This is a genomic window from Corynebacterium sp. HMSC066C02, from assembly GCF_001814945.1.
GTDB lineage: Bacteria > Actinomycetota > Actinomycetes > Mycobacteriales > Mycobacteriaceae > Corynebacterium > Corynebacterium aurimucosum.
Window position 1 is genome coordinate 73559 of record NZ_KV818469.1, and the last position, 21002, is coordinate 94560.

Sequence of the window (21002 nt, forward strand, 5' to 3'; positions counted from 1 at the left end):
TTTAGAGTACATCCCCTGCTGCGCGTAGAAACGGATTAGTCGCGCGTTCACGACGCATGGTCGTCGTCGGGCCGTGGCCCGGCAAGATAGCAAGGGAGTCATCAAGACCCCACACCGGACCGCGCAGTGAACGCTGCATCGCGGCGTGGTCGGAGTGTGGCAAGTCGGTGCGTCCAATGGAGCCTTTAAATAGCACGTCGCCCGTCAGGGCAATCCCCTCAGCCACGAGGATGACGCATCCCGGGGAATGGCCCGGTGCATGGAGCACATCAAATTCAAGGCCGACAAGACTCAACGTTTCTCCATCGATCAAGTCGCGGCGGTCCGCTACCTGCTTCATGGAGGCGGCAGCAAAGAGCATCTGCGACTCGGGGGACACACCGGAGCCATCCACCAGCATGAACGCGTCGTCCGGGTGGATGTAGACCGGTAGGTCAAACTCGGCAGCGTCGCGCGTGTGATCAATGTGGCCGTGGGTGAGCACGACGGCTTCAAACTCCAAGGACTTCTCACGCGCGAGCTGCTCAAGCTTCTCGCGCGTATGCATCCCTGGGTCCACGATGAACGCCCGGGAACCGTTAGCCACCACATAGGTGTTGGTTTTATAGGGCCCAGCGGCGAAACCGTAGATTTCGGGAGCGCTCATTACTTGAGAGCTGCCAAAGCTGCGTCGTAGTCCGGCTCGGTCGTGACCTCCGGAACCAGCTCGGTGTAGGTCACCTTGTGCTCGGCGTCGGTGACGATGACCGCGCGGGCGAATAGGCCCTTGAGCGGGGAGCCTTCCAGGACGAGACCGAGCTTATCGGCAAAATCAGAGCGGAAATCAGAAGCGCTGACGACGTTCTCGATGCCTTCTGCAGCGCAGAAACGCTCCTGCGCGAAAGGCAGGTCGCGGGAGATGGACAGGACAACAGTGTTCTCTAGACCAGCTGCCTCTTCGTTGAACTTGCGCAGCTGTGCCGCACACACGCCGGTGTCCACGGATGGGAAGCAGGACACCACCAGGCGCTTGCCTGCGAAGTCAGCATTAGTCAGCTCTGCCAAGTCGGTTCCCACGAGGGTGAAGTCCGGCAGGGCGTCACCAACCTTGGGAAGCTCTGCGTTGGTTTCGACGGGTTCATTCTGAAAATTCGTTGTAGCCATGGCACCCAAGCGTACTGACCCGCGGGGCGGCTCGCCACGGTGAACAACGGTGCGGTTAGGATGAGTGGGTCGAAAGTTTGTGAACCACCACAGTGAAGGAAACATAGGTGTCTACTAACAGCCAGCGCTTGGATGATGCGCTCAATCAGCTCGATCGCGAGCTGAAGTCCCGTGACCGCAAACAAAAGAGCCGACCGCTAGGCGTTGTTCTCATGGCGGCCGTGGTCATTATCGCCCTCGTTGGCGGTATTTGGTTCCTGTCCACACGCTCGTCGGAGGAAGAGCAGATTCAAGCTGAGGAAAGCTCGGCTGCGAACACCACCACCGAAGCCCCCACTGCCGAGGCTTTGAGCGGCAAGCGCGCTAAGTCCCTTGGTGAGACCATCACCTGCGAGTACAACGAGACTGGCGACGCTTCCCGTGAGGTCCCCACCCCGCAGGGCAAGGACATTCCTGCCAAGGGAGAGGTGACCGTCAACTTCGCCACCAAGCAAGGCGATATTGAAATGACTCTTGATCGCTCCCTAGCTCCGTGCACCGTCAACGCGATTACGGACATGATTTCGGCAAAGTACTACGACGACACCGTGTGCCATCGCATGACTGATGGCGGCATCTTCGTCCTGCAGTGTGGTGATCCCACCGGCAAGGGTTCCGGCGGACCTGGCTTCCAGTTTGCTAATGAATACCCCACCGATGAAGCTGACGACACCGCAATGGCCCAGCCGGCTCTGTACCCGAAGGGTTCCATCGCCATGGCTAACGCCGGTGAAGACACCAATGGTTCCCAGTTCTTCATTAACTACAAGGACTCGCAGCTTCCGCCTGCCTATACCTACTTTGGCAACCTGACGGAGAAGGGCCAGAAGACCATCGACGCCATTGCCGCTAAGGGCGTCAAGGATGGACAATCCGATGGTGAACCTGCTGAAGAGGTTCGCATCACCAAGGCCACCATCGAAAGCTAAGTTTTACCCCCTTTACGGTGATCAGCCTCGCACACGTTCAGTGAGCGGGGCTTTTCCTTTCCCGTCCCTCACCATCCATCACGGTCTAAGAATTTCTTAGCCTTGAGCTGTTCATTTAGCAAAGCATTCTTCGCCCAAAGGTGTCATATCGTGATAAACCCAGCTCACATGCGACAGTCAGCAGACCTTCAGACTCGCTATTCGAATGGTAGAACCCTTGCAAAACGCGTAGTGCCTCAGTAGCATCTGTGAGGTCTTTGAAATTCCCGAGATACCTAAGGAACGAGAATGAAGCTCTTCTCCCGTAAGGCACTTGTTGCTGCCGCTACCGCCGCTACCGTTTCCCTGTCCGGCGTGACCGTTGCTACCGCTGAGACCACCAACGATGACACCGCCGCGGTAAACGACACCACCAACGACACCAACACCAACGAGGACGCCGGCAAGGACGCTCCTGAGTCTGAGGGCAAGAACAACACCAACACCGGCGACAACGGCAAGGACGGGAACAAGGACGAGGAGTCTTCTTCCTCTTCCTCCAACGACTCCGAGGGTTCCTCCATCTCCGACATGAGCCCGCGCGAGATCCGCGACTGGATCGCTGTCTTCACCGCCATCATCGGCGCTCTGGGCACCGTCTTCGCTTTCTACAACAAGAACTTCGCTAAGTAAGTCAGACCGAATAGCTCAGACTTTCCGTTCACATTCGAATCAGATTAGGACCACACCATGAAGTTCTTCTCCCATAAGTCCATCGTTGCTGCTGCCACCGCTGCAACCATCGCTTTCTCCGGTACCGCAGTTGCTTCCGCAGCCCCGGTTGAGGATGACAGCTCCTCCAAGGCTTTCTTCGCTCTCTCCTCCGACGATGAGGGCAACATCAGCCCAAAGGAGATCCGCGAGTGGATCAAGGTCGTCACCTCCATCATCGGCGCCATGGATGACGCTATGCGTCTCGGCGACAAGCTCGCCGGCACCAAGTAAGCCACTGGCTCCGTACACTCCTCTTGCGCACTCCGCGCAGGAGGAGTTTTTGGTTTTCCGTCCCACCAGATACGGCGCCCCCGATAGGGTCGATGCGGCTTCTTAAGCACTCAATTTCTCAAGAAGCCAGAACATACAGGCTAGTCCGGTTCATCCACTTCCTCGATGCGCTCGGCGCCGAGGACGTCCTTGAACACGGAGGCATCAACAAGCTGGCCTCGACGGATGACGGAAATTTGGCCGGTTGGCTCCAAAATCATCAGCTGCACATCGCTGCGCCGGCCCAGGCCAGCTTTGCGCACTGCGGAATTGACGTCTCTCTCGGTAATGTGGGCGAAACTCATATTGTCTTCTTGCAGCTGCCCCTTGTACACGAGCAAGACTGGCTTGCGGTCGATGAACCGTGACCACGTCACCAGTTGGCGGAAGGTACCGAATGCGGCCTCCAAAAGCATCAGGGTGAAAAGTCCAATGATGCCGGCGGCGAGCGTCGGCGGGTTTCCCACGATGACGCGGCCAGAGACCGCACCAAACATAATGATGATGACGGCGTCAGAGGCAGTGATGGACGTCAGAACACGGCTGCCGAAAAGCTTGACCAGGACCATGAAGGCCAGATAGATACCCAGCGTTGCGAGCATCACCAGGGGGATGCGGTGAAGCTCAATGCCGAGCTGATACATTGCCTCGCGTCCAAAAAGCCTCAGTGTATCCACACCCTACTACCCTACCTTCCGGAAGAAAAAGCTAAAGCCCGCACCGTAGTGCGGGCCTGTACATCAGAAGTGACTAGATGTTGAACTGCTTGCGCAGCTGCTCAATTAACTGCTGTACCGGAGCTGGGAGGGCTGCTACCGGCATGTTAATGGCACCAATGACGGCTGCGATAGCAGCCGCGATTGCGGCAAAGATTCCCACGCCCAAGCCGATAGAGGACCCTACGTCCTTGGCAGAACCGCCGTCCTGAGAGCCGTCATTGCCGTCTAGGAACAGCGGCAGAACTGCTTCAGTACCAGCATCGGTAGTGATGAGCAGCTTCTCATCACCCGCCAGCTCCTCCGGGAGTGTGAGCTTGACGGTCGCGCGGCCGCGCTCACCGAACTGCTCGTCACCGGGCTGTGCTGCGTTGTCAATGTCTGCCTCGGCCTTAGCGTCACCCAGTGCAACGGTGACCTTCTTAGCCTGTGGCTCTTCTGCGTTGGAGTAGTTCAGGGAGGAAAGGTCGACTGTGATCTCCTCCCCCGGCTTCAGGTCACCAGACACGTGGGCACCAATCTGGCCCTGGCCGGTGCGAACCTTGGACTCGCCGGAAGCGATGTAGTCAATCATCGCCTGGGTGTCCATGTAGCCAACGTCATTGCGGTTCTTGATGGAACCGGGCTCGAAGAAGCCATCGCCGCCGGCCTCCGTCTCGCTGGAGGCAAGGAAGGAGGACAGAGCAATGCTGTAGTTCTTCTCCGGGTCAATCGGTTCACCGTTAATGGTGACAGACTTAACGCGCTTGCCCTGCTCAGCCTTCTGGTCGTAGACAACGGTGACGTTGTTGGACAGGCCCAGAGCCAGGCGCGGGCGGGACTGGCCAGGCTTCCACTGGTTCTCCAACGCGGTAATGAAGTCTGCGCCGCTAACCTCCGCGGTGATCACGTAATTACCGAATGGCTGAACGGCAAAGATGTCCTGGTAGGAAACATCACCTTGCTTGAGGTCGGCGCGCACACCGCCTGCGTTCATGACACCGATTTCGATGTCCTTGTCCGTCTGCTTAGATAGAGCATAGCGCTGGCCATCGGCAATAAAGTTGTTGAGGGTCGACTCCACACCGCGGTTGGTACCGGTGTCCTTGCCCTCATCAGAACCGCGGTACATGGCCTTCTCGGTGGTACCAGCAGTCTTGGCACCCTCAATCTCCGCTACCTTCTTTGCTTCCTCGACAACCTTAGCTACCTCGGGGTCGTCTTCGAGGCCCTGCAGCTGAGCGAAGACATCTGCGTCGGCCACGTCGTACTGCTTGAGATCAATCTTGGTGATCTTCTTCTCGGCCTTGTCGTAGGTGATGTCGGCGTCGTTAAGCACCTTGCCGTACTCGTAGCCCTGTGCCCAGTACAGCGGCAGTGCGTCCTCACGAGCAACCTCGCCCTGGGTCTTGACATGAGTATCACCGCCAAAGAGGATATCCACATCCTTGTTGAAGCCCTGCGCGAACTGCTGAGCATCCTCGTGCATGAGCGCCACTACAACCTCGGCCTCGCCGGATTCCTTCAGGCGGCTGGCTTCCTTATTGGTGGCCTCGACGGGGTCGGAGAACTCGACACCTGGGATGGAGGCGGCGGACACCTTGTACTTGGTGTTGGTGGTAACGGTGCCAACGAAGCCGACCTTCACACCGTCTACCTCCTTGACGAAGGAAGCATCGAGCAGGGGCTTGCCATCCTTGGTGACGTTGGCGCCCAGGATCGGGAAGTTGGACTGGTCCTTGATACGGCCCATCAGGTCATCGGTGCCCTTGTCGAACTCGTGGTTGCCCACAGCCGTGACATCGAGGTTCATGGTATTGAGGGCCTCGTTGGTGTACTTGTCTTCAGAAATTGCAGACACGAAGGCGGAGCCGCCAACGTTATCACCGGCGGAGGTCAGGGCGTACTCCTGATCCTTGTTGACGGCCTTGATGAGCGCAGCCATGCGAGCAGCACCCATCTCGGTGTAGCCGCTCAATTCCTTAGTGTCCTTGTCGAACTCCTCAGCCAGCTCAAGGTGGCCGTGGAAGTCGGTGAAGTTAGTGACGGAGAAGGTCACTTGATCAGCCTCGGCGGCGAAGGCAGGTGCGCCGGAGATAGCAACGGCGGTAACGGTGGTGGCGGCCAACAGCTGGCCAAAGCGACGGAAGTTCACGTGGTTCTCCTGAGAATGAGAGGAATCTTGTCCACGTGTTTATAACGCATACATCACAATGGCGCAGCGCATGCTGAGACCACCACCAGCGGGTTTACGTAGGATCTTCTACGGTTTCACCCAGGCGCAACCTTGAGTTCAGCCACGCACCCCCGAATCAGGGGTGGCGGGTTAGGCGGTGACGCGATAAACGTCGAAGACACCCTCCGTGTTGCGCAACGTTGTCATGAGCTGCCCCAGTTGCTTGGTATCGGAAACCGAGAAGGAAAAGCGCACGGTCGCGATGTGATCATCACCGCGATTGGATGTCATCGACAGCACATTGAGGCTCTGCTCGCTGAAAATTCGCGTGAGCTCAAAAAGCAGGCCTTGGCGGTCGATGGCCTCCAATTGCAAGGTTGCGGCGAATGCACCGGAGGACTTCGGCCCGCCGGCCCACTCCACCTGCATCATGCGCTCCGGCTCGGACTTCAACTTTTCGGCATTGGTGCAGTCCGCTCGATGGACAGACACGCCACCGCCGCGGGTGACGAAACCAAAGATGGCGTCACCAGGCACCGGCTGGCAGCACTTCGCCAACTTGGCCATGACGTCTGGGCTGCCCTCCACCAAGATGCCGGTACCAGTTGCGGAATCCTTCGTGTGCTGAGCACGGGAGTTCTCCAATTCGCTCAGTGGGGTACGCGAAGCCAAGGCATCGACGGCATCGTCTTGGTCCCCGAACAGGGCCATGAGCTGGTTGGCAACGTGCTGTGCCGACACGTGGCCCGCGCCAATAGCGGTATAGAGTGCATCCACATCGGGATAGTGCAGCTGCTCAGCCACCTGCTTCATGGAGCTGGCGGTAAACAGGCGGTGCATGGGCAAGCCGCCGCGCTGCACCTCAGCAGCCAAGGCATCGCGCCCGGCCTCGAGGTGCTCTTCACGGCGTTCTTTGGCAAACCACTGCCGCACCTTCGTCTTCGCCCGAGGCGATACGAGGAATTCCTGCCAATCCCGCGAGGGGCCAGCATTCGGATCCTTTGAGGTAAAAATCTCGACCTTATCGCCGGACTTCAGCTCCGATTCTAGAGCCACGAGCTTGCCGTTGACCTTTGCGCCGATGCACCTGTGGCCGACCTCGGTATGCACCGCATAGGCGAAGTCCACAGGGGTGGACCCCGCGGGCAGATTGACCACGTCACCCTTGGGGGTAAAGGCAAAAATCTGCTTGGCTGTCAGGTCATAGCGCAGCGAATCCAAGAACTCGTTGGGATCTGCAGCTTCCTTCTGCCAATCCAGCAGCTGACGCATCCACGCCATCTGGTCCACTTCTTCTTGGTGGCCCGAGTTCTTGCCCTTAGTTTCCTTATAACGCCAGTGGGCGGCCACGCCGAACTCCGCGTTATAGTGCATCTCGTGCGTGCGCACCTGCACCTCAAGGGTGGAACCGCCGGCCCCAATCACGGTGGTGTGCAGTGACTGGTATACCCCGAATCGCGGAGAGGAAATATAATCCTTGAAGCGCCCTGGAAGAGCTTGATACAGCGAGTGCACCACGCCAATGGCCGCGTAGCAGGAATTGATGTCATCGACGAGGATGCGGATTCCCACGAGGTCAAAAATCTCCGCGAAGTCGCGGCCGCGCACGATCATCTTCTGGTAAATCGACCAGTAGTGCTTCGGGCGCCCCATGACCTCGGCCTCAATACCATTAGCCTTGAGAGCCTGGCCTACCTGGGCCTTGATTTCCTTCAGCGCTCGATCGCGTGAGGGAGCACGATCCGCCACCATGCGCACGATTTCGTCGTACTTCTTTGGGTACAGGATGGCGAAGGCCAAATCCTCAAGCTCCCATTTGACGCTGGCCATTCCTAGGCGGTGAGCCAGTGGCGCAATGACATCGAGAGTCTGGCGTGCCTTCTTCGCCTGCTTTTCGGGCGGCAGGAAGCGCATGGTCCGCATGTTGTGCAGGCGGTCGCACACCTTGATAACGAGCACGCGCGGGTCGGTGGCCATGGCCACGATCATCTTGCGGATTGTCTCTGCCTCCGCGGCGGCACCGAGGGCGACCTTGTCAAGCTTCGTTACGCCGTCGACCAACCGGGCCACTTCGGGACCAAAGTCACGGGTGAGGTCCTCCAGCGAATAGTCAGTATCTTCCACTGTGTCGTGGAGCAAAGCCGCCGCGACAGTCGTGGTGTCCATACCAATCTCAGCGGCAATTGTCGCTACCGCCAACGGGTGCGTGATATAAGGTTCGCCGGATTTGCGGAAAACGCCTTCGTGCAGACGCTGTGCCGTGGTGTAGGCATTGTTGAGCAGCTCCGCATCCGCCTTCGGGTGAAATTCCCGGTGGATCGACATCAACGGGTCCAGAGCCGGATTGATCTTTACGCGACCACCTGTCAGGGAGCGGGCCAATCGCGCGGACATGCCGCGCACACTGCCTGGCCGCCATGCAGTCTTGTCCTGCTTTTCAGTCGTCATGTCTGCCTCCGCGAAGTAGCTTAGGCATACAACCTTAGTCCTTTGTCCCCATCTGGTTGAGCACAATCAGCGGAGAACCTTGCAGGCGCTCGCGGCCCTCAAGTCCTTGGACCTCTAGGACCACGACGTTGCCCACGACTTCAGCTCCAGCGGATTCCAAGAGCAAGGTGGCGCCGTGGAGTGTGCCGCCGGTGGCGAGGACGTCGTCGACAAGCACGATGCGCTTGCCCTCAATATCAATGCCGCTACTGGGGATTTCCAGTGCTGCAGTGCCGTATTCCAGCTCGTACTCCTGGGTCAAGACGGGCGGTGGGAGCTTGCCCTTCTTGCGGATAGCCAAGATTCCTAGTCCCAGCTTGTAGGCTACGGCTGAACCAAGCAGGAAACCGCGTGCATCGAGGCCGCCGATCATGTCTGCGCCGAACTCGTTGCAGGCCTCTGCTAAGCCATCGACAACGGCGGTGAAGGAATCTGCGTCAGCCAACACCGGGGTCAGATCCTCGAAAAGAATTCCCTCCTCTGGGAAATCCTGGACAAGGCGCACCTTATCCTTCAAGGCTTGTGCTGCTGCGACGTAAATCTCGCTCACGACTCTTCCTTTGTTTCAGTTGCTGTTGTGGGGTTATAGCTCCAACGGTCGAGGTTCCACCCGATACCCGCAAGGCCAGTGTAGGGCACCACGCCGGTGACAGCGCGGTCGACAATGAATGTGCGAGGCTGCGCGGCGATGGGAATAGAGGGCAGCTCCTCCCACAATTCCTGCTCCAGCTTCCGCAGCGCCGCCGCGTGCTTCACGCTAGAGGACGGCGCGGAATGCTCACGCATCGGGTCCACGGCACCGAGGTAGACATCTATCTCCGGCAGCCCAGTTGCAGGATCCGCGGCCAATTGCGCACGGGAAACCCGCTCGCCGGAACGGTCCTCCACCATGATCCCCGCAGGTTCGCACGCCGCGCGGAGCTCCTCCACCATCGCCTTATAACGCGGGTTAGGCCCGAGGTAACCCACTCCGATGGTGTAGCCGGACAGACCGGATGCCGTTGCATTGTCTACAGGAACGGTTGTCAGCGAAGACATCTGCGCCGCGACCGGATCATCATTGCGCACGGTACGGACGGTGACAGCGGGGACGTCCACGCCAGATTCCTTCGACGAAACCTGCGCCAAGTGCTGTGCATCCACACAGGCCGCAAAGGCAGCGCGTGCCCACGGCTGAGAAAAGGTCCCAGCCTCGGAGAATACTAAGGTGTCTGTCAGGCTTCCTGCCGAAGACGTCACCTCTACTGGCTTGCCTTCTACATCCCGGTCGAACCACGACGGTGACGCGGTGGCAGCCTCGGCAACGCGGAGCTCATCTGAGGCGACAAGCGCGGCAGCGTCTGCGCTTCTCGGAAGCATGAGGAACTCGCGCAGGGTCGGCTTATCGCCGTAATAGTTATCGTTGGCGGTGAGCACAATGGCACCGTCATCCTCAACGCGCTCGATTTGATAAGGACCGAAGGAAACCTGTAACTCCGGGTCAAAGCGCCCAGGCTCCGTAGAGAAACCATAGCGCCACGCCTCTGCTACCGGCTGCAAAGTAGCTACATCCTGAGAGTGTAGAGCTGCATTGAGTTCTTCGAGGTTCATATCAGCCCGCTTAGCTAACACGTGTGCTGGGACAACCGAACCCGGCCCAAACAAATACCGCCACCGCGAGCCGGCATCAGGTGTAAACCATACGGTGAATTTCTTGCTGTGGGGCGCGCATTCCACTTCTGTCACTTCCTCCATCAGGGGAAGGTGGGAACCGAAAATCTCGCTCAACTGCCCGGCGGTGAAGGCCAAAAGGTAATCATCACAGGTCACGGCTTCACCGTCAGCAAAACGTGCTTGCTCAGTGAGCGTGAAGTCCACGTGCGCCCCAGCGTCCTCACCCTCGGCAGCAAAGAACTCGGCATCGGCGAGATCTGAATTAGGGACCATCTGCCCCGCCGGGCCCGGTACGTAGAGCGCCGGGAAAACACGGCTAGCCAGCTGGGCCGCCCCCACCGCATCCCCCCACGCCGTGGCTGCATTGCTGGTGGCAATGGGGGCGTCGGCCAGCACCGCAAAACGCGATGGCGGGGTGTCTTTGCCAAGGCCGCCTTCCTGTGCCCCGCATGCGGTCACAGTAAGAGCTACCGCGGCACACAGCGCCGCGAATGATGGACTACGCACGGCTTAGCGCCCAGGGCGCCAGGACGCCCCACCGGACTCGTCGCTACGCGGCCCGGATTCGGTCTGTGTTGCGGCTGGTGCAGAAGCTGCGGCCGGGGATGCCACGGTGCGTGTTGCCTTCGGCGCATCCTCATCCTCTGCTTCTGCAGTCCACCCCTCGGCGCGGTAGGCAGCGACCACCTCATTGTGCTTCTTAACGCTCTTGCGCTGATTCGACAAGGTCACCAGCAACGTGGTGGCCAGGAAGATGGAGGAAAAGACACCTTCAATAACGCCAATGAACTGAACCAATGCCAGATCGCGCAAAGTACCAATGCCCATTAACCACACGGCGACGATGAACAGCGCGATGATAGGCAAGGCCGAAATCACCGAGGTGGAGATGGAACGCATCACGGTCTGGTTGACAGCCAAGTTAGTGAGCTCGGCGTAGGTCTTCTTGCGTTGGCCTTCCAGCCCCGTTGTATTCTCATCCACCTTGTCGAAGACAATGACGGAATCGTAGAGGGAGAAGGTCAGGACTGTCAGCAGACCGATGATGACTGCCGGGGACACCTCGAATCCGAAGAGCGCGTAGATGCCCGCGATGAAGACACCGTCAAAGATGAGCGCGAGGATAGCGGCAAAAGCCATATCGCGCTGCAGGCGGACCGCCACATAGATGGTGGCCAGCACGAGGAAGACCGCCATGGCAATAACCATGCGTTGGGTGATCGACGAGCCCCAGGATTCCGACACCGTCGAGGAGCCAATTGCATCCGGGCTCGGCTTGCCGTTGTCATCCTTGACTTGGTAGGTCTCAAAGATAGCCTGGCGGGCTTGGTTAACCTCATCTTGCGACAGGCGCTCGGAGGTGATCTCCAGAGTCTCCGAAGAACCGGCGCCCACAATCTGCACCAGCTCCGGAGTGACACCGGTGGCTTCCGTGAAGGTTTCTTCTACCTGTTCAGTAGAAAGATCGCCTGCAGGCATGTTGAGTTTCGTGCCGCCCTCGAAATCAAGGGACAGATTGAAGCCGCGAAGTACGATAGCCAGGATCGAGGCAATAAGCAGCACGCCGGCGATGGTGTACCAGGTCTTAGCCCGGCCCACGAAGTCAAATCCACTGCCGTCCACATAGAGACGGTCAAAACGGGAAATCTTGCGGCTAGTAGTTTCGACAGCCATGGTTACTTCTCCTCATCCGTAGCAGTAGCGACGGGTTTCTTGGCCGGTTTGGCATAAAAGCCGCGTTCACGGCGCTCCTCCACAAGGTTGTAAATACCGCCCAGGCCGTTCATCGACGGCTTGGCAAAGGCTGGGCGGCTACCAAGAAGCTGCATGAGCGGTGCCATGATCAGGAAGGATACGACGAGGTCGAAGATGGTGGTGAGGCCCATGGTGAAGGCAAAGCCCTTGACGGCGCCAATGGACAAGAAGTAGACCACGACGGAGCCGATGAGAGTCACGGCCTTACCTGTGACAATCGTTGCTCGCGAACGCTCCCAACCAGTGCGGGTGGCGGAGCGGAAGGTACGTCCGCTCAAGAGCTCATCCTTCATACGCTCGTAGTAGACGACGAAGGAGTCAGCGGTGGCACCAATACCGATGACCAAGCCCGCCATGCCGGAAAGATCAAGCGAGTAACCGATCCACCGGCCCAGCAGAACCAGTGCGCCATAAAGCAGAACGCAGGTAGCGATGAGGACCAACAGAGCCACCGAAGACAGGGCACGGAAGTAGTAGATGGAATACAGCGAAACCAGGATGAGGCCCACGATGCCCGCGATGAGCGCTGCCTCAAGAGCTGCCTTGCCCAGCGATGGCGGAACGGTTTCTACCGTGCCCCCCGGCTCGCCGTTAGCGCCGGTAAAGGACAGTGGGAGCGCACCATAACGCAGGTTATTGGCCAAGTTCTGGGCCTCCTCCTGCGTGAAGTCACCGGTGATGGAAGTGGCAGAACCAACCGGGGTCGGGCCTTGGATTACCGGCGCGGAAATAACGGCGGAGTCGAGGGTGATAGCCACCTGCTTCTGGAGGTACTCCTGGGTCAGGGTAGCCCAGGTTTGCGAACCATTGGGGCCATCGCCGGTCTTGAAGGCGAAGTTAATCTCCATCTGACCAGTCTGGGAATTGAGCCCGCCTTGAATCGGGGCGTTGTTATCAATCTCGTTACCGGTCAGGCGAGTTCCGTTCGGATCTTCAATGCCGTCCAGCAGCGGAGCCGGGTTAAGAATATAGGGCTGCTGATTCGAGTAATCACAAGCCACCAAGGGCTTTGCAGGGTCGTCGGTACCTGCCAGCGGATCGGATTCCGCATCACAGGTCATCAGTCCCAAGGCTGCGGTCTGCACGGTGGGGTCTTCGGACTGGCGGTCCTTGAGCAGAACCTCAGTAACCTTGTCGCGGCGCTCAGTTTCCTCAAGGGAGTTCGCTGGGTCCGGAAGCGGCTTTTCGCTCACAGTCGGAGCCGGTGACTTGTCATCCTTCTCCTCGTCCTTCTGATCGCCGCCCTGGGCGGCGTCGGCACTCTGGTTGAGTGCCTCATGGATGGAGGCCAGCGACTGATCAGCATGCTCCGGAGTTACCACCCCGTACTTAACCCACCGGTTAGCCATATCCGTCATGGTCTTCTCAAGCTTGCCCATGTCTGGCATCGGCTGCTCGCCCACTGGGCGGAACAACAGCTGGGAGGTTTGGCCCACGGCCTGCGCCTGGGAGGCATCTTCACCGGGGACGGTAATGACCAAGCTGGAGCCACTGATGACGACCTCAGAACCGGACACGCCCATGCCATTCACGCGCTGCTCGAGGATGGTGCGCGCCTGCTGCAGCTGTTCCTGGGTGGGGTCTTCGCCCTGCGGCACCAGGGTTACGCGGGTTCCGCCCTGCAGGTCAATGCCGAGCTTGGGTGTTGGTGACTTATCACCGGTCAAAAATATCAGCGCATAAACCACGATGACAATGAGCGCGAAAAACGCCATCGCACGCTTGGGCCATTGCCGTTGACGGCTGCTAACGCCACCACGTTTCGAAGCGGACACAAAGATCTCCTGTGTTGTGAGGAACAGGGCTAAAAATCATAGGTCATGGCAGCAACCGCCGCGCACGCACTGGGCGCCGCGGTGCCTCCATGACTAAAGCACAGTCCACCATGGTACGTCATGGACTGTTGTTTTCCTTAACAGACTTAAGGTACGCGCCCGCACTGTGACGAGCGCAACGCAATCTTAGAGTTTCGGGAAGCGCTCGTCGTTCTCGTCCTCCGTCTCCACTGGCGCATCAGTGTTTGCGCCGGCTGCGTCAGCGGAGCGAACGATGGCCATCGTGTCGAAAGTCATCACCGTGCCGTCCTTCACCTGCAGATCAACCTGCTCGCCGCGGGTTGCGACGACGGTGCCGTGGAGGCCGCCGGCAGTAATCACTTCCTGTCCCGCCTTCAGCGAGGATTGGAGCTTTTGCATCTGCGCCTGGCGCTTGCGCTGCGCTCGCATCGACATGAAGCTCGGCAAGATGACGAGGATGGCGAGAACAAGGAGAAGAAGAAGTTGAGTTCCGTTCATAAAAGGCCAGTGTGCCAGACCGCCCTACCTCCGGGCCAATTAAAAAAGGGTCCCGCCAACCGCTCCCTCGGGCGCCTCCAGTCCTAGGTGTTGCCATGCGGCGGCTGTTGCCACACGGCCGCGGCCGGTTCGTGAGATCATGCCGGCACGCACGAGATAGGGCTCACAGACCTCCTCCACCGTCGATGGTTCCTCGCCCACCGCGATGGCTAGGGTATTCACTCCTACGGGGCCACCGCCGTGGCCTTTGATCAAAGCCCCGAGCACCGCGCGGTCAAGACGGTCCAATCCGCGCTCATCGACGTCGAAGACCCGCAGCGCTGCCTGGGCAGCTGCAACATTAATATGTCCATCCCCGTTGACTTCGGCATAGTCTCGGACTCGGCGCAAAAGCCGGTTGGCAATACGCGGAGTGCCACGCGAGCGGGAACCAATCTCTACCGCGGCATCCTGATCGATGTCCACCTCCAGAATCCGCGCTGCACGGCTAATTACCCGGGTGAGATCCTCAGTACCGTAATACTCCATCTGCGCGGTGAAACCGAAGCGATCACGCAACGGACCAGTCAGCATGCCCGCACGAGTTGTCGCTCCTACCAGTGTAAAAGGCGGGATTTCCAGCGGGATGGACGTCGCTCCTGGGCCTTTGCCCACGATGACATCGATGCGGAAATCCTCCATTGCCATGTAGAGCATTTCCTCAGCTGGGCGGGCGATGCGGTGAATTTCATCGATGAAGAGCACATCCCCCTCCATCAGATTCGACAACATCGCCGCTAGATCCCCGGCCCTCTCCAGCGCTGGGCCCGAGGTCATACGCAAGGAGCTTCCCAGCTCTTGGGCGATGATCATCGCCATGGTGGTCTTGCCCAGCCCAGGCGGGCCGGAGAGCAATACGTGGTCCGGGGTGACACCACGGTTTTTCGCGCCATTGAGCACGAGCGATAGCTGCTCGCGCACCTTGGGTTGGCCAATGAATTCATCGAGGGACTTCGGGCGCAGCGAGCGCTCAATATCGTGCTCGCCCTGTTGCTCTGTGGCGTCCACATCCTGGTTACGCTGCGGGGGCAAGCTTAAATCCATCCCCTCCGGAAGCTTAAATTCAGTGCGTTCTACGTCTGACATGTCACCCACTCTCCCCTACTTCTTGGCGCCAAGCTGGCTCAGCGCTGCGCGCAGCACCACCGGCGTCGCCGCATCGGGTTGCTCTGCCGCCACGGATTCCACCACGGGGCGGGCCATTTTATCAGTAAAGCCCAACCCAATAAGAGCCTCAACGACATCCTCAACCACCGGCCCGGCGGCAGCCGGGGCAGCAGCCGAGAGATCCGCGCCTTCTGCCGGGGCGAAAGCCTTGACCTTATCTTTGAGCTCCAGAATCAACCGCTGTGCGACGCGTTTGCCCACTCCCGGGATTTTCTGCAAGCGTGCGGCCTCCTCCCCCGCAATCGCCTGTGCCAAATCGCCCGCGCTAAACACGGACAGAGCAGCTAGAGCCAGTTTTGGCCCCAGCCCAGAAACCGTTTGGAGGACGTGGAACATATCGCGGTCATCCTGACTGGTGAAGCCGTACAGCGTCATCGAGTCTTCCTTTACCACGAGCGTGGTCATGATCCGCGCTTCCTCGCCACGCTGTAGGGTTCCCAGCATGGCCGGGGTGGCCAGGACCTTATAGCCCACGCCAGCGCATTCCAGCACGGCATGATCAAGCTGGATGTCTAGGACGGTTCCGCGCAAAGATGCAATCATTAATAGGGTTCCTTGGTGTGAGTGGTTGTGCCAGTTAGCTTAGGAGGTCGTCTTCGCCGCCCGGGAGACGGATGCGGTACGCGGCGAGGTGCCGCGTACTCCGCTCGTTCGTGCCCCGGCCCCGACGCCAGCGCTCGCATCACCGCCGGTCATCCATGCCAGGGCTGGCGCACGCCAGCAGTGACACACGGCTAGGGCTAGGGCATCCGCAGCGTCGGCCGGCTTAGGCGCCTCACTGAGCCCCAAGATTCGAGTAATCATGGCGGTCATCTGCTTCTTATCAGCGCGTCCATTACCTGAAATTGCCTTCTTGACTTCGGAAGGGGTGTACATGTGCACCGGAATATCCCGCTCTGCTGCGGCAAGGACCAATACCCCAACCGCGTGCGCGGTCTGCATCACGGTTGAGACTTGACCGCGTTCGAATACGCGCTCGAGGGCCACGACATCCGGCTTATAGTCATCCATCCATTCCCGGACCGCCACCGATAGTCGCTTCAGGCGCTCCCCTAAGTCCTTGTCGCTGGGGGTGCGGACGACCCCTACGGCGATGGGAATGACCCCACGCCCACGACCGGCTTGGACAACTGACAGACCGCAACGCGTCAGACCGGGATCAATACCCATGACGCGCAACCCCTCCAAGTTCACGGCCGCCTCCTCGCCCTTGTTGCACGCGCCCTTGTGAAGCGCTTGTTTATCTAGGAACAGTGTACACACATGTGTTCTAGTCTAGGCAGTCCCCCAAGCCGCTTACTCGCCTCTCCTACTGCGCGGCGTAGAGTGGCGCGCATGTCTCAACATCCTAATGACTATTCAGAGTTTATCCGTTCCCGCCATTCACCGCGCGCATTCCTTCCGGAGCCGCTCCCCGCTGATGTCATAAAGCAGGTGCTTATCGACGCCCGATCCGCCCCCTCCAATTCCAATACCCAACCATGGAATGTGCACCTCGTCGGCGGTACGGCACTGCAAGAACTAAGCGCTGCTCTCATATCCGAATTCGATAAGAACGGCATCAACCCAGACTTCACGATTGATTACGGTCAAGGCGTTCACCCGCAGCGCTCTCAGCAACTGGCAGCCAAAATGTATGGGCTCCTCGGCATTGCGCGTGAAGATAAAGAAGCCCGCACGGAATTTATCCGTGAAAACCTTCGCTTCTTCGGTGCCCCGCACACCGCGCTGCTTTTCATTCCCCCGATGGGTGACCGCATCCGTGCCGCTTTTGACCAAGGCACCTATGCGGAGAATTTTTTGCTCTCGCTCCAGGCGCACGGCTATCACGGCGTCCCGCAGGGCATGATTTCGCTGCTCGCCCCAACCGTCCGTGAGTTCCTGGGCGTGGACGAGGATTACAAACTCGTCACCGCCCTAACTTTCGGCGTAGCAGACCAGTCCAGCCCCGTGTTCAAGACTGCCCCGGGCCGCGCACCATTGTCAGAGACGGTGACTGCTCATGGCATGGAAGGCCTCGAGCTCGACTAGCCTTCTTAGTCCTCGTCCAGCTCGGCGAGGACCTCTTCGCTTAAGTCCATGTTGGTATAAACGTTCTGGACATCATCCGAATCCTCGAGAGCATCGATGAGGCGGAAGATCTTGCGGGCATCATCTGCCTGCAGCGGCACCTCAACGGAAGCACGGAAGTCGGTATCGGTGTCATCGACCTCGATATCGGCAGCAACGAGCGCCTCGCGCACGGCAGGAACATCGCCCGGTGCGCAGGTGATCTCGAACTTCTCGCCGTTGTCATTGACCTCTTCGGCGCCGGCCTCGAGGACGGCGAGAAGGATGTCATCTTCACTGAGTTCGCCCTTCTCCACCATAACCAGACCGGTGCGGGAGAACATATATGCCACGGAACCGGACTCGCCGAGGTTGCCGCCATTCTTAGACATCGCAGTACGGACGTCCGTCGCCGCACGGTTACGGTTATCCGTCAGGCACTCGATGAGCATGGCCACGCCGTTCGGGCCATAGCCCTCGTACATCACGGTTTCCCAATCGGCACCACCGGCCTCTTCGCCGGAACCGCGCTTGCGGGCGCGCTCAATGTTGTCGTTGGGAACGGAGGCCTTCTTAGCCTTCTTGATCATGTCATCAAGGGTGGGGTTGGCTGCGGGGTCACCGCCGCCGGTGCGTGCTGCCACCTCGATATTCTTGATCAGCTTGGCAAATTCCTTGCCACGCTTGGCATCGTTCGCCGCCTTCTTGTGCTTCGTTGTTGCCCATTTAGAGTGGCCTGCCATGTCATCCCTTTCGATGTGGCTTAAAAGACTTGTGTGGAAACTGTTGTAATTATACGGCCTCACCGAGCCTCCACCAGCACAGGGGGCCGTGCCCCGCCTGCATCCTAGACGTTTTGCCAATTGCCATTGGCGCTGGAGCCATCACTATCCGGATGCAAGGTGCGCGTCAGCCCCTCCTGCATCGCCACGGCCAGTAGCTCGCCGCGCTGGTTGAAAATCTTTCCCTGGGCAAGTCCCGTACCGGATTGCGCTGACGGGCTGGACTGCGAAAACAGCATCCACTCATCCACCCGCACTGGCCGCAAGAACCACAGCGCATGATCCAAGCTGGCTAGCTGAATCCTTTCGCCTTGGTGCGGAAGAAGCGCCGTGCGGATCAACGTCATGTCAGACATATACAACAACGCTACCTGGTGGAGGGATTGGTCAGAGGTAGCACCAAGCAGGTCACCGGTGTTGCGGAACCAAATATTTCTAAACCCTGCCCCAGTGGTTTCGGCAGCGACAGCATCGCGGTCCGCGTCCGGAACGAGCCGCACATCCCAGTCTTCCCACTCCTTCAAAATGATACGGGTGGAGTAAGGCGAGTCCTTAATGATCTCCGGTGGCGGCACCTGCGGCATGTCGGCCTGATGCTCAGGACCGATATCCCCGGTCGCGTGGAAACCGGCACTGAGCATGAAGATCAAGCGATCATCCTGAAAGACTCGCACGTGACGGTGCGCAAAAGAACGGCCGTCCCTAATCCGCTCGACCTGGATGGTGGTGGGAGCGCTGGAATCGCCCGGGCCCACGAAGTAGCAGTGCATGGAGTGCGCTAGCTTCTCATCGACAGTAAGCTGCGCTGCCCGCAGCGCCTGCGCCATGGTTTGTCCGCCGAAGGTGCGCGTAATGAGCGAGGGAACCACGGGGCCGCGGAACTCGTCTTCACCGATCCGCTCGATATCGACCGCCTGGGCCACCGATGCCATGTTCTCTCCTCTTTCCTTTCTGTTATGGCGCTCGCCACACTAACCCCGACCATCCTACTCACGTGCTGATCCACTCTCGGAAGTTGCGTACTATATTCCGCATGACTTCAACCACCCCGCACAGCGTGCACCGTGTGGCCGCGTACCTGGAAATGTTCACGTGGGGCCTGCTGATCTTCTCCATGATCCTCAAGTACTCCGGCACGACCGAAGCACTCACCCCCATCGCGGGAGGTATCCACGGCTTTGGCTTCCTCTGTTTCCTGCTCATGACGGCGCTGGTATGGATCAATAACCGGTGGTCACTCGGCGTGGGAATTCTGGGGTTAGTCGTAACCGTAATCCCCTTCGCGGCCTTGCCCTTTGCAGTGTGGGTATCGCGGCGCGGACTCGTCGCCGGCCCCTGGCGGTTTAGCAATGCCGATGACTCAGAGCCGCACGGTGTCTTCGACACGATCTTGGCACAGGCCATTCGCCACCCGGTGCGCACCGCGCTCATCGCGCTGCTCGTCGTTGCCGTAGTATTCAGCGTTCTGCTCATGGTGGGGCCACCCGTCGACGTCGAGTCCGCCATTGAAAATAATCGCTAAGGCCCCAAGCATCTGGCTTGGGTGGGTGCTGGCACGCCTTTTCCTTATCTACCTACTCCTCAACGAGAAGGGTCCGCTCGGGGACGTTCGGTATTACCTCGAGGGCGTCTACGGCACTAACCCCAGCGACATGACGGAATATCCCCAAGTCGGCACCTGGCCCAGCGTTCTGCTTGCGTGGCTTACTGGCTACGACTTTGAGCGCTACGCCATCGGTTTTACGGCAATGATGCTGCTTGCCGACGCCACTTTCCTCGCCCTCCTCCTGCACCATCACCGTTCCACCCCAGGGGCATATAGCGCTGGGTGGTTCTGGGTATTCTTCGGCACCGCGGCGGGACATGTATTTACCTGGCGGCTCGATCTCTACCCCGCCTTACTAGTTGCCGGTGCGGGCGCACTTCTGGCTACCCGCCCGCGGCTTGCCTCAGTTCTGTTGGCTTGGGCCACCGCAGCAAAGCTGTGGCCCGGTGTCCTCGCTGCCGGACTCGTCGGGCGCGCAACCTCCCGCGCTACGTGGCAGCGACTAGTCGCGTTCTTTGGAAGTCTCGTTGCCCTGTGCATCGGCGTGGCAGCAATGACCAGCGTGGACAGAGTTCTATCCCCGTTGACTTATCAAGGAGAGCGCGGCCTCCAGATCGAATCTCTGGCCGCCACCTGGTTCGTCTACCAAGCTAATCACCAGCCTGATGTGTGGACGATGGGATACGCGGCCTCGAAAAGCTTTGAGATCACCGGCCCGGGCGTCGACACAGCGATTGCGCTGAGCAGCATCGCCATGGGAGCGGCCCTCTTGTGGATCGTGGGAGTGGCACTCGTGCACTTTCTGCGCGGGAATTGGAGCCCGCACTCCTCCCTCGTCTTCTTCATCGCGGCGATCCTCCTTCTCATCGCGACAAATAAGGTCTTCTCCCCGCAATACATCGTGTGGCTTGGGCCGATACTAGCGGTGGCACTTCGCTCCCCTACTTCCACGGCGGCCACCACCCCACGGAAGGTGGCCGCTGACATTAAAGGGGTACGCGCCATCATGGCGGTGCTCGCTGTAGGAACGGCGGCCTTGGGAACCGTCATCTACCCCTATGGGTATAACTACATCTGGTTCTTTGTGGGCGAAAACCCCAACCCGGTCTACGCGCTCCTGTTGCGCAATCTGCTCATCCTGGCAATGACCGCATGTGCCGTCTACTGGCACCTGCTTGAGTACCGTGTGGCAAGAGCGAATCAGGCGCGGGCGTGACAGGGCGGG

The 21002-nt window shown here is 59.3% G+C and carries 21 protein-coding genes; 6 read left to right on the forward strand and 15 right to left on the reverse strand.

Features of this window, described 5'->3' with window-relative positions:
• Position 1 precedes the first annotated feature (1 nt).
• Positions 2 to 646, reverse strand: a complete 645-nt coding sequence (locus HMPREF2996_RS09780) for an MBL fold metallo-hydrolase (protein WP_070711281.1) — start codon at positions 644 to 646, stop codon at positions 2 to 4.
• On the reverse strand, positions 646 to 1143 hold the full coding sequence (gene tpx, locus HMPREF2996_RS09785; RefSeq protein ID WP_070731222.1) for a thiol peroxidase: 498 nt from the start codon (positions 1141 to 1143) through the stop codon (positions 646 to 648). Before tpx ends, HMPREF2996_RS09780 begins: the two co-directional genes overlap by 1 nt.
• 107 nt (positions 1144 to 1250) lie before the next feature.
• Here tpx and HMPREF2996_RS09790 point away from each other — a divergent pair, with 107 nt between their 5' ends.
• From HMPREF2996_RS09790 to HMPREF2996_RS09800, 3 genes are all read left to right on the forward strand, one after another.
• Positions 1251 to 2111 (forward strand): peptidylprolyl isomerase, encoded by an 861-nt coding sequence (locus tag HMPREF2996_RS09790; protein ID WP_070731223.1) that lies wholly within the window; start codon positions 1251 to 1253, stop codon positions 2109 to 2111.
• 288 nt (positions 2112 to 2399) lie between these two features.
• A complete protein-coding gene (locus HMPREF2996_RS09795; protein WP_070731224.1) occupies positions 2400 to 2783 on the forward strand; it encodes a hypothetical protein in 384 nt (127 codons plus the stop codon).
• Positions 2784 to 2840: 57 nt separating this feature from the next.
• Positions 2841 to 3095 (forward strand): hypothetical protein, encoded by a 255-nt coding sequence (locus HMPREF2996_RS09800; protein ID WP_070731225.1) that lies wholly within the window; start codon positions 2841 to 2843, stop codon positions 3093 to 3095.
• Positions 3096 to 3235: 140 nt separating this feature from the next.
• Here HMPREF2996_RS09800 and HMPREF2996_RS09805 read toward each other — a convergent pair whose 3' ends face one another.
• The 11 genes from HMPREF2996_RS09805 to ruvC form a co-directional block, all read right to left on the reverse strand.
• Positions 3236 to 3778, reverse strand: a complete 543-nt coding sequence (locus HMPREF2996_RS09805) for a DUF421 domain-containing protein (protein ID WP_210386015.1) — start codon at positions 3776 to 3778, stop codon at positions 3236 to 3238.
• A gap of 106 nt (positions 3779 to 3884) precedes the next feature.
• On the reverse strand, positions 3885 to 5984 hold the full coding sequence (locus tag HMPREF2996_RS09810) for a bifunctional metallophosphatase/5'-nucleotidase (protein WP_070731226.1): 2100 nt from the start codon (positions 5982 to 5984) through the stop codon (positions 3885 to 3887).
• Positions 5985 to 6155: 171 nt separating this feature from the next.
• A complete protein-coding gene (locus HMPREF2996_RS09815; protein ID WP_070446810.1) occupies positions 6156 to 8453 on the reverse strand; it encodes a RelA/SpoT family protein in 2298 nt (765 codons plus the stop codon).
• Positions 8454 to 8487: 34 nt separating this feature from the next.
• Positions 8488 to 9042: an adenine phosphoribosyltransferase gene (locus HMPREF2996_RS09820; protein ID WP_070731227.1), complete on the reverse strand. Its 555-nt coding sequence runs from the start codon at positions 9040 to 9042 to the stop codon at positions 8488 to 8490.
• On the reverse strand, positions 9039 to 10652 hold the full coding sequence (locus tag HMPREF2996_RS09825; RefSeq protein WP_168166685.1) for an ABC transporter substrate-binding protein: 1614 nt from the start codon (positions 10650 to 10652) through the stop codon (positions 9039 to 9041). Before HMPREF2996_RS09825 ends, HMPREF2996_RS09820 begins: the two co-directional genes overlap by 4 nt.
• 3 nt (positions 10653 to 10655) lie before the next feature.
• The gene (gene secF, locus HMPREF2996_RS09830; protein ID WP_070446804.1) at positions 10656 to 11819 is read right to left on the reverse strand and encodes a protein translocase subunit SecF; all 1164 of its coding nucleotides are present in this window, start codon (positions 11817 to 11819) and stop codon (positions 10656 to 10658) included.
• 2 nt (positions 11820 to 11821) lie between these two features.
• Entirely contained in the window at positions 11822 to 13615 is a 1794-nt protein-coding gene (gene secD, locus HMPREF2996_RS09835; protein ID WP_210388765.1) for a protein translocase subunit SecD, read from the reverse strand.
• Positions 13616 to 13861: 246 nt separating this feature from the next.
• On the reverse strand, positions 13862 to 14194 hold the full coding sequence (gene yajC / locus HMPREF2996_RS09840; RefSeq protein ID WP_070719211.1) for a preprotein translocase subunit YajC: 333 nt from the start codon (positions 14192 to 14194) through the stop codon (positions 13862 to 13864).
• Between the two features lie 39 nt (positions 14195 to 14233).
• A complete protein-coding gene (gene ruvB, locus HMPREF2996_RS09845) occupies positions 14234 to 15319 on the reverse strand; it encodes a Holliday junction branch migration DNA helicase RuvB (RefSeq protein ID WP_070731276.1) in 1086 nt (361 codons plus the stop codon).
• 15 nt (positions 15320 to 15334) lie between these two features.
• Positions 15335 to 15943 (reverse strand): Holliday junction branch migration protein RuvA, encoded by a 609-nt coding sequence (gene ruvA, locus HMPREF2996_RS09850; protein WP_070731228.1) that lies wholly within the window; start codon positions 15941 to 15943, stop codon positions 15335 to 15337.
• A gap of 39 nt (positions 15944 to 15982) precedes the next feature.
• Positions 15983 to 16594 carry a crossover junction endodeoxyribonuclease RuvC gene (gene ruvC / locus HMPREF2996_RS09855; protein ID WP_070446956.1) on the reverse strand — a complete coding sequence of 204 codons (612 nt, stop codon included), beginning with the start codon at positions 16592 to 16594 and terminating at the stop codon, positions 15983 to 15985.
• Positions 16595 to 16735: 141 nt separating this feature from the next.
• Between ruvC and HMPREF2996_RS09860 the strand changes: the two genes are divergently transcribed.
• Positions 16736 to 17431 carry a nitroreductase gene (locus tag HMPREF2996_RS09860; protein WP_083276479.1) on the forward strand — a complete coding sequence of 232 codons (696 nt, stop codon included), beginning with the start codon at positions 16736 to 16738 and terminating at the stop codon, positions 17429 to 17431.
• A 5-nt stretch (positions 17432 to 17436) separates the two neighbouring features.
• On the opposite strand, the gene HMPREF2996_RS09865 is transcribed toward HMPREF2996_RS09860, so the two are convergent.
• Positions 17437 to 18192 (reverse strand): YebC/PmpR family DNA-binding transcriptional regulator, encoded by a 756-nt coding sequence (locus HMPREF2996_RS09865; RefSeq protein ID WP_070446794.1) that lies wholly within the window; start codon positions 18190 to 18192, stop codon positions 17437 to 17439.
• Positions 18193 to 18296: 104 nt separating this feature from the next.
• Positions 18297 to 19163 (reverse strand): acyl-CoA thioesterase, encoded by an 867-nt coding sequence (locus HMPREF2996_RS09870; protein WP_070731229.1) that lies wholly within the window; start codon positions 19161 to 19163, stop codon positions 18297 to 18299.
• Between the two features lie 101 nt (positions 19164 to 19264).
• Here HMPREF2996_RS09870 and HMPREF2996_RS09875 point away from each other — a divergent pair, with 101 nt between their 5' ends.
• Both HMPREF2996_RS09875 and HMPREF2996_RS09880 read left to right on the forward strand, forming a co-directional pair.
• Positions 19265 to 19753 (forward strand): DUF3817 domain-containing protein, encoded by a 489-nt coding sequence (locus tag HMPREF2996_RS09875; protein ID WP_070446792.1) that lies wholly within the window; start codon positions 19265 to 19267, stop codon positions 19751 to 19753.
• A 25-nt stretch (positions 19754 to 19778) separates the two neighbouring features.
• Positions 19779 to 20993, forward strand: coding sequence for a DUF2029 domain-containing protein (locus HMPREF2996_RS09880; RefSeq protein ID WP_070731230.1), 1215 nt, complete (start codon positions 19779 to 19781; stop codon positions 20991 to 20993).
• Positions 20994 to 21002 lie beyond the last annotated feature (9 nt).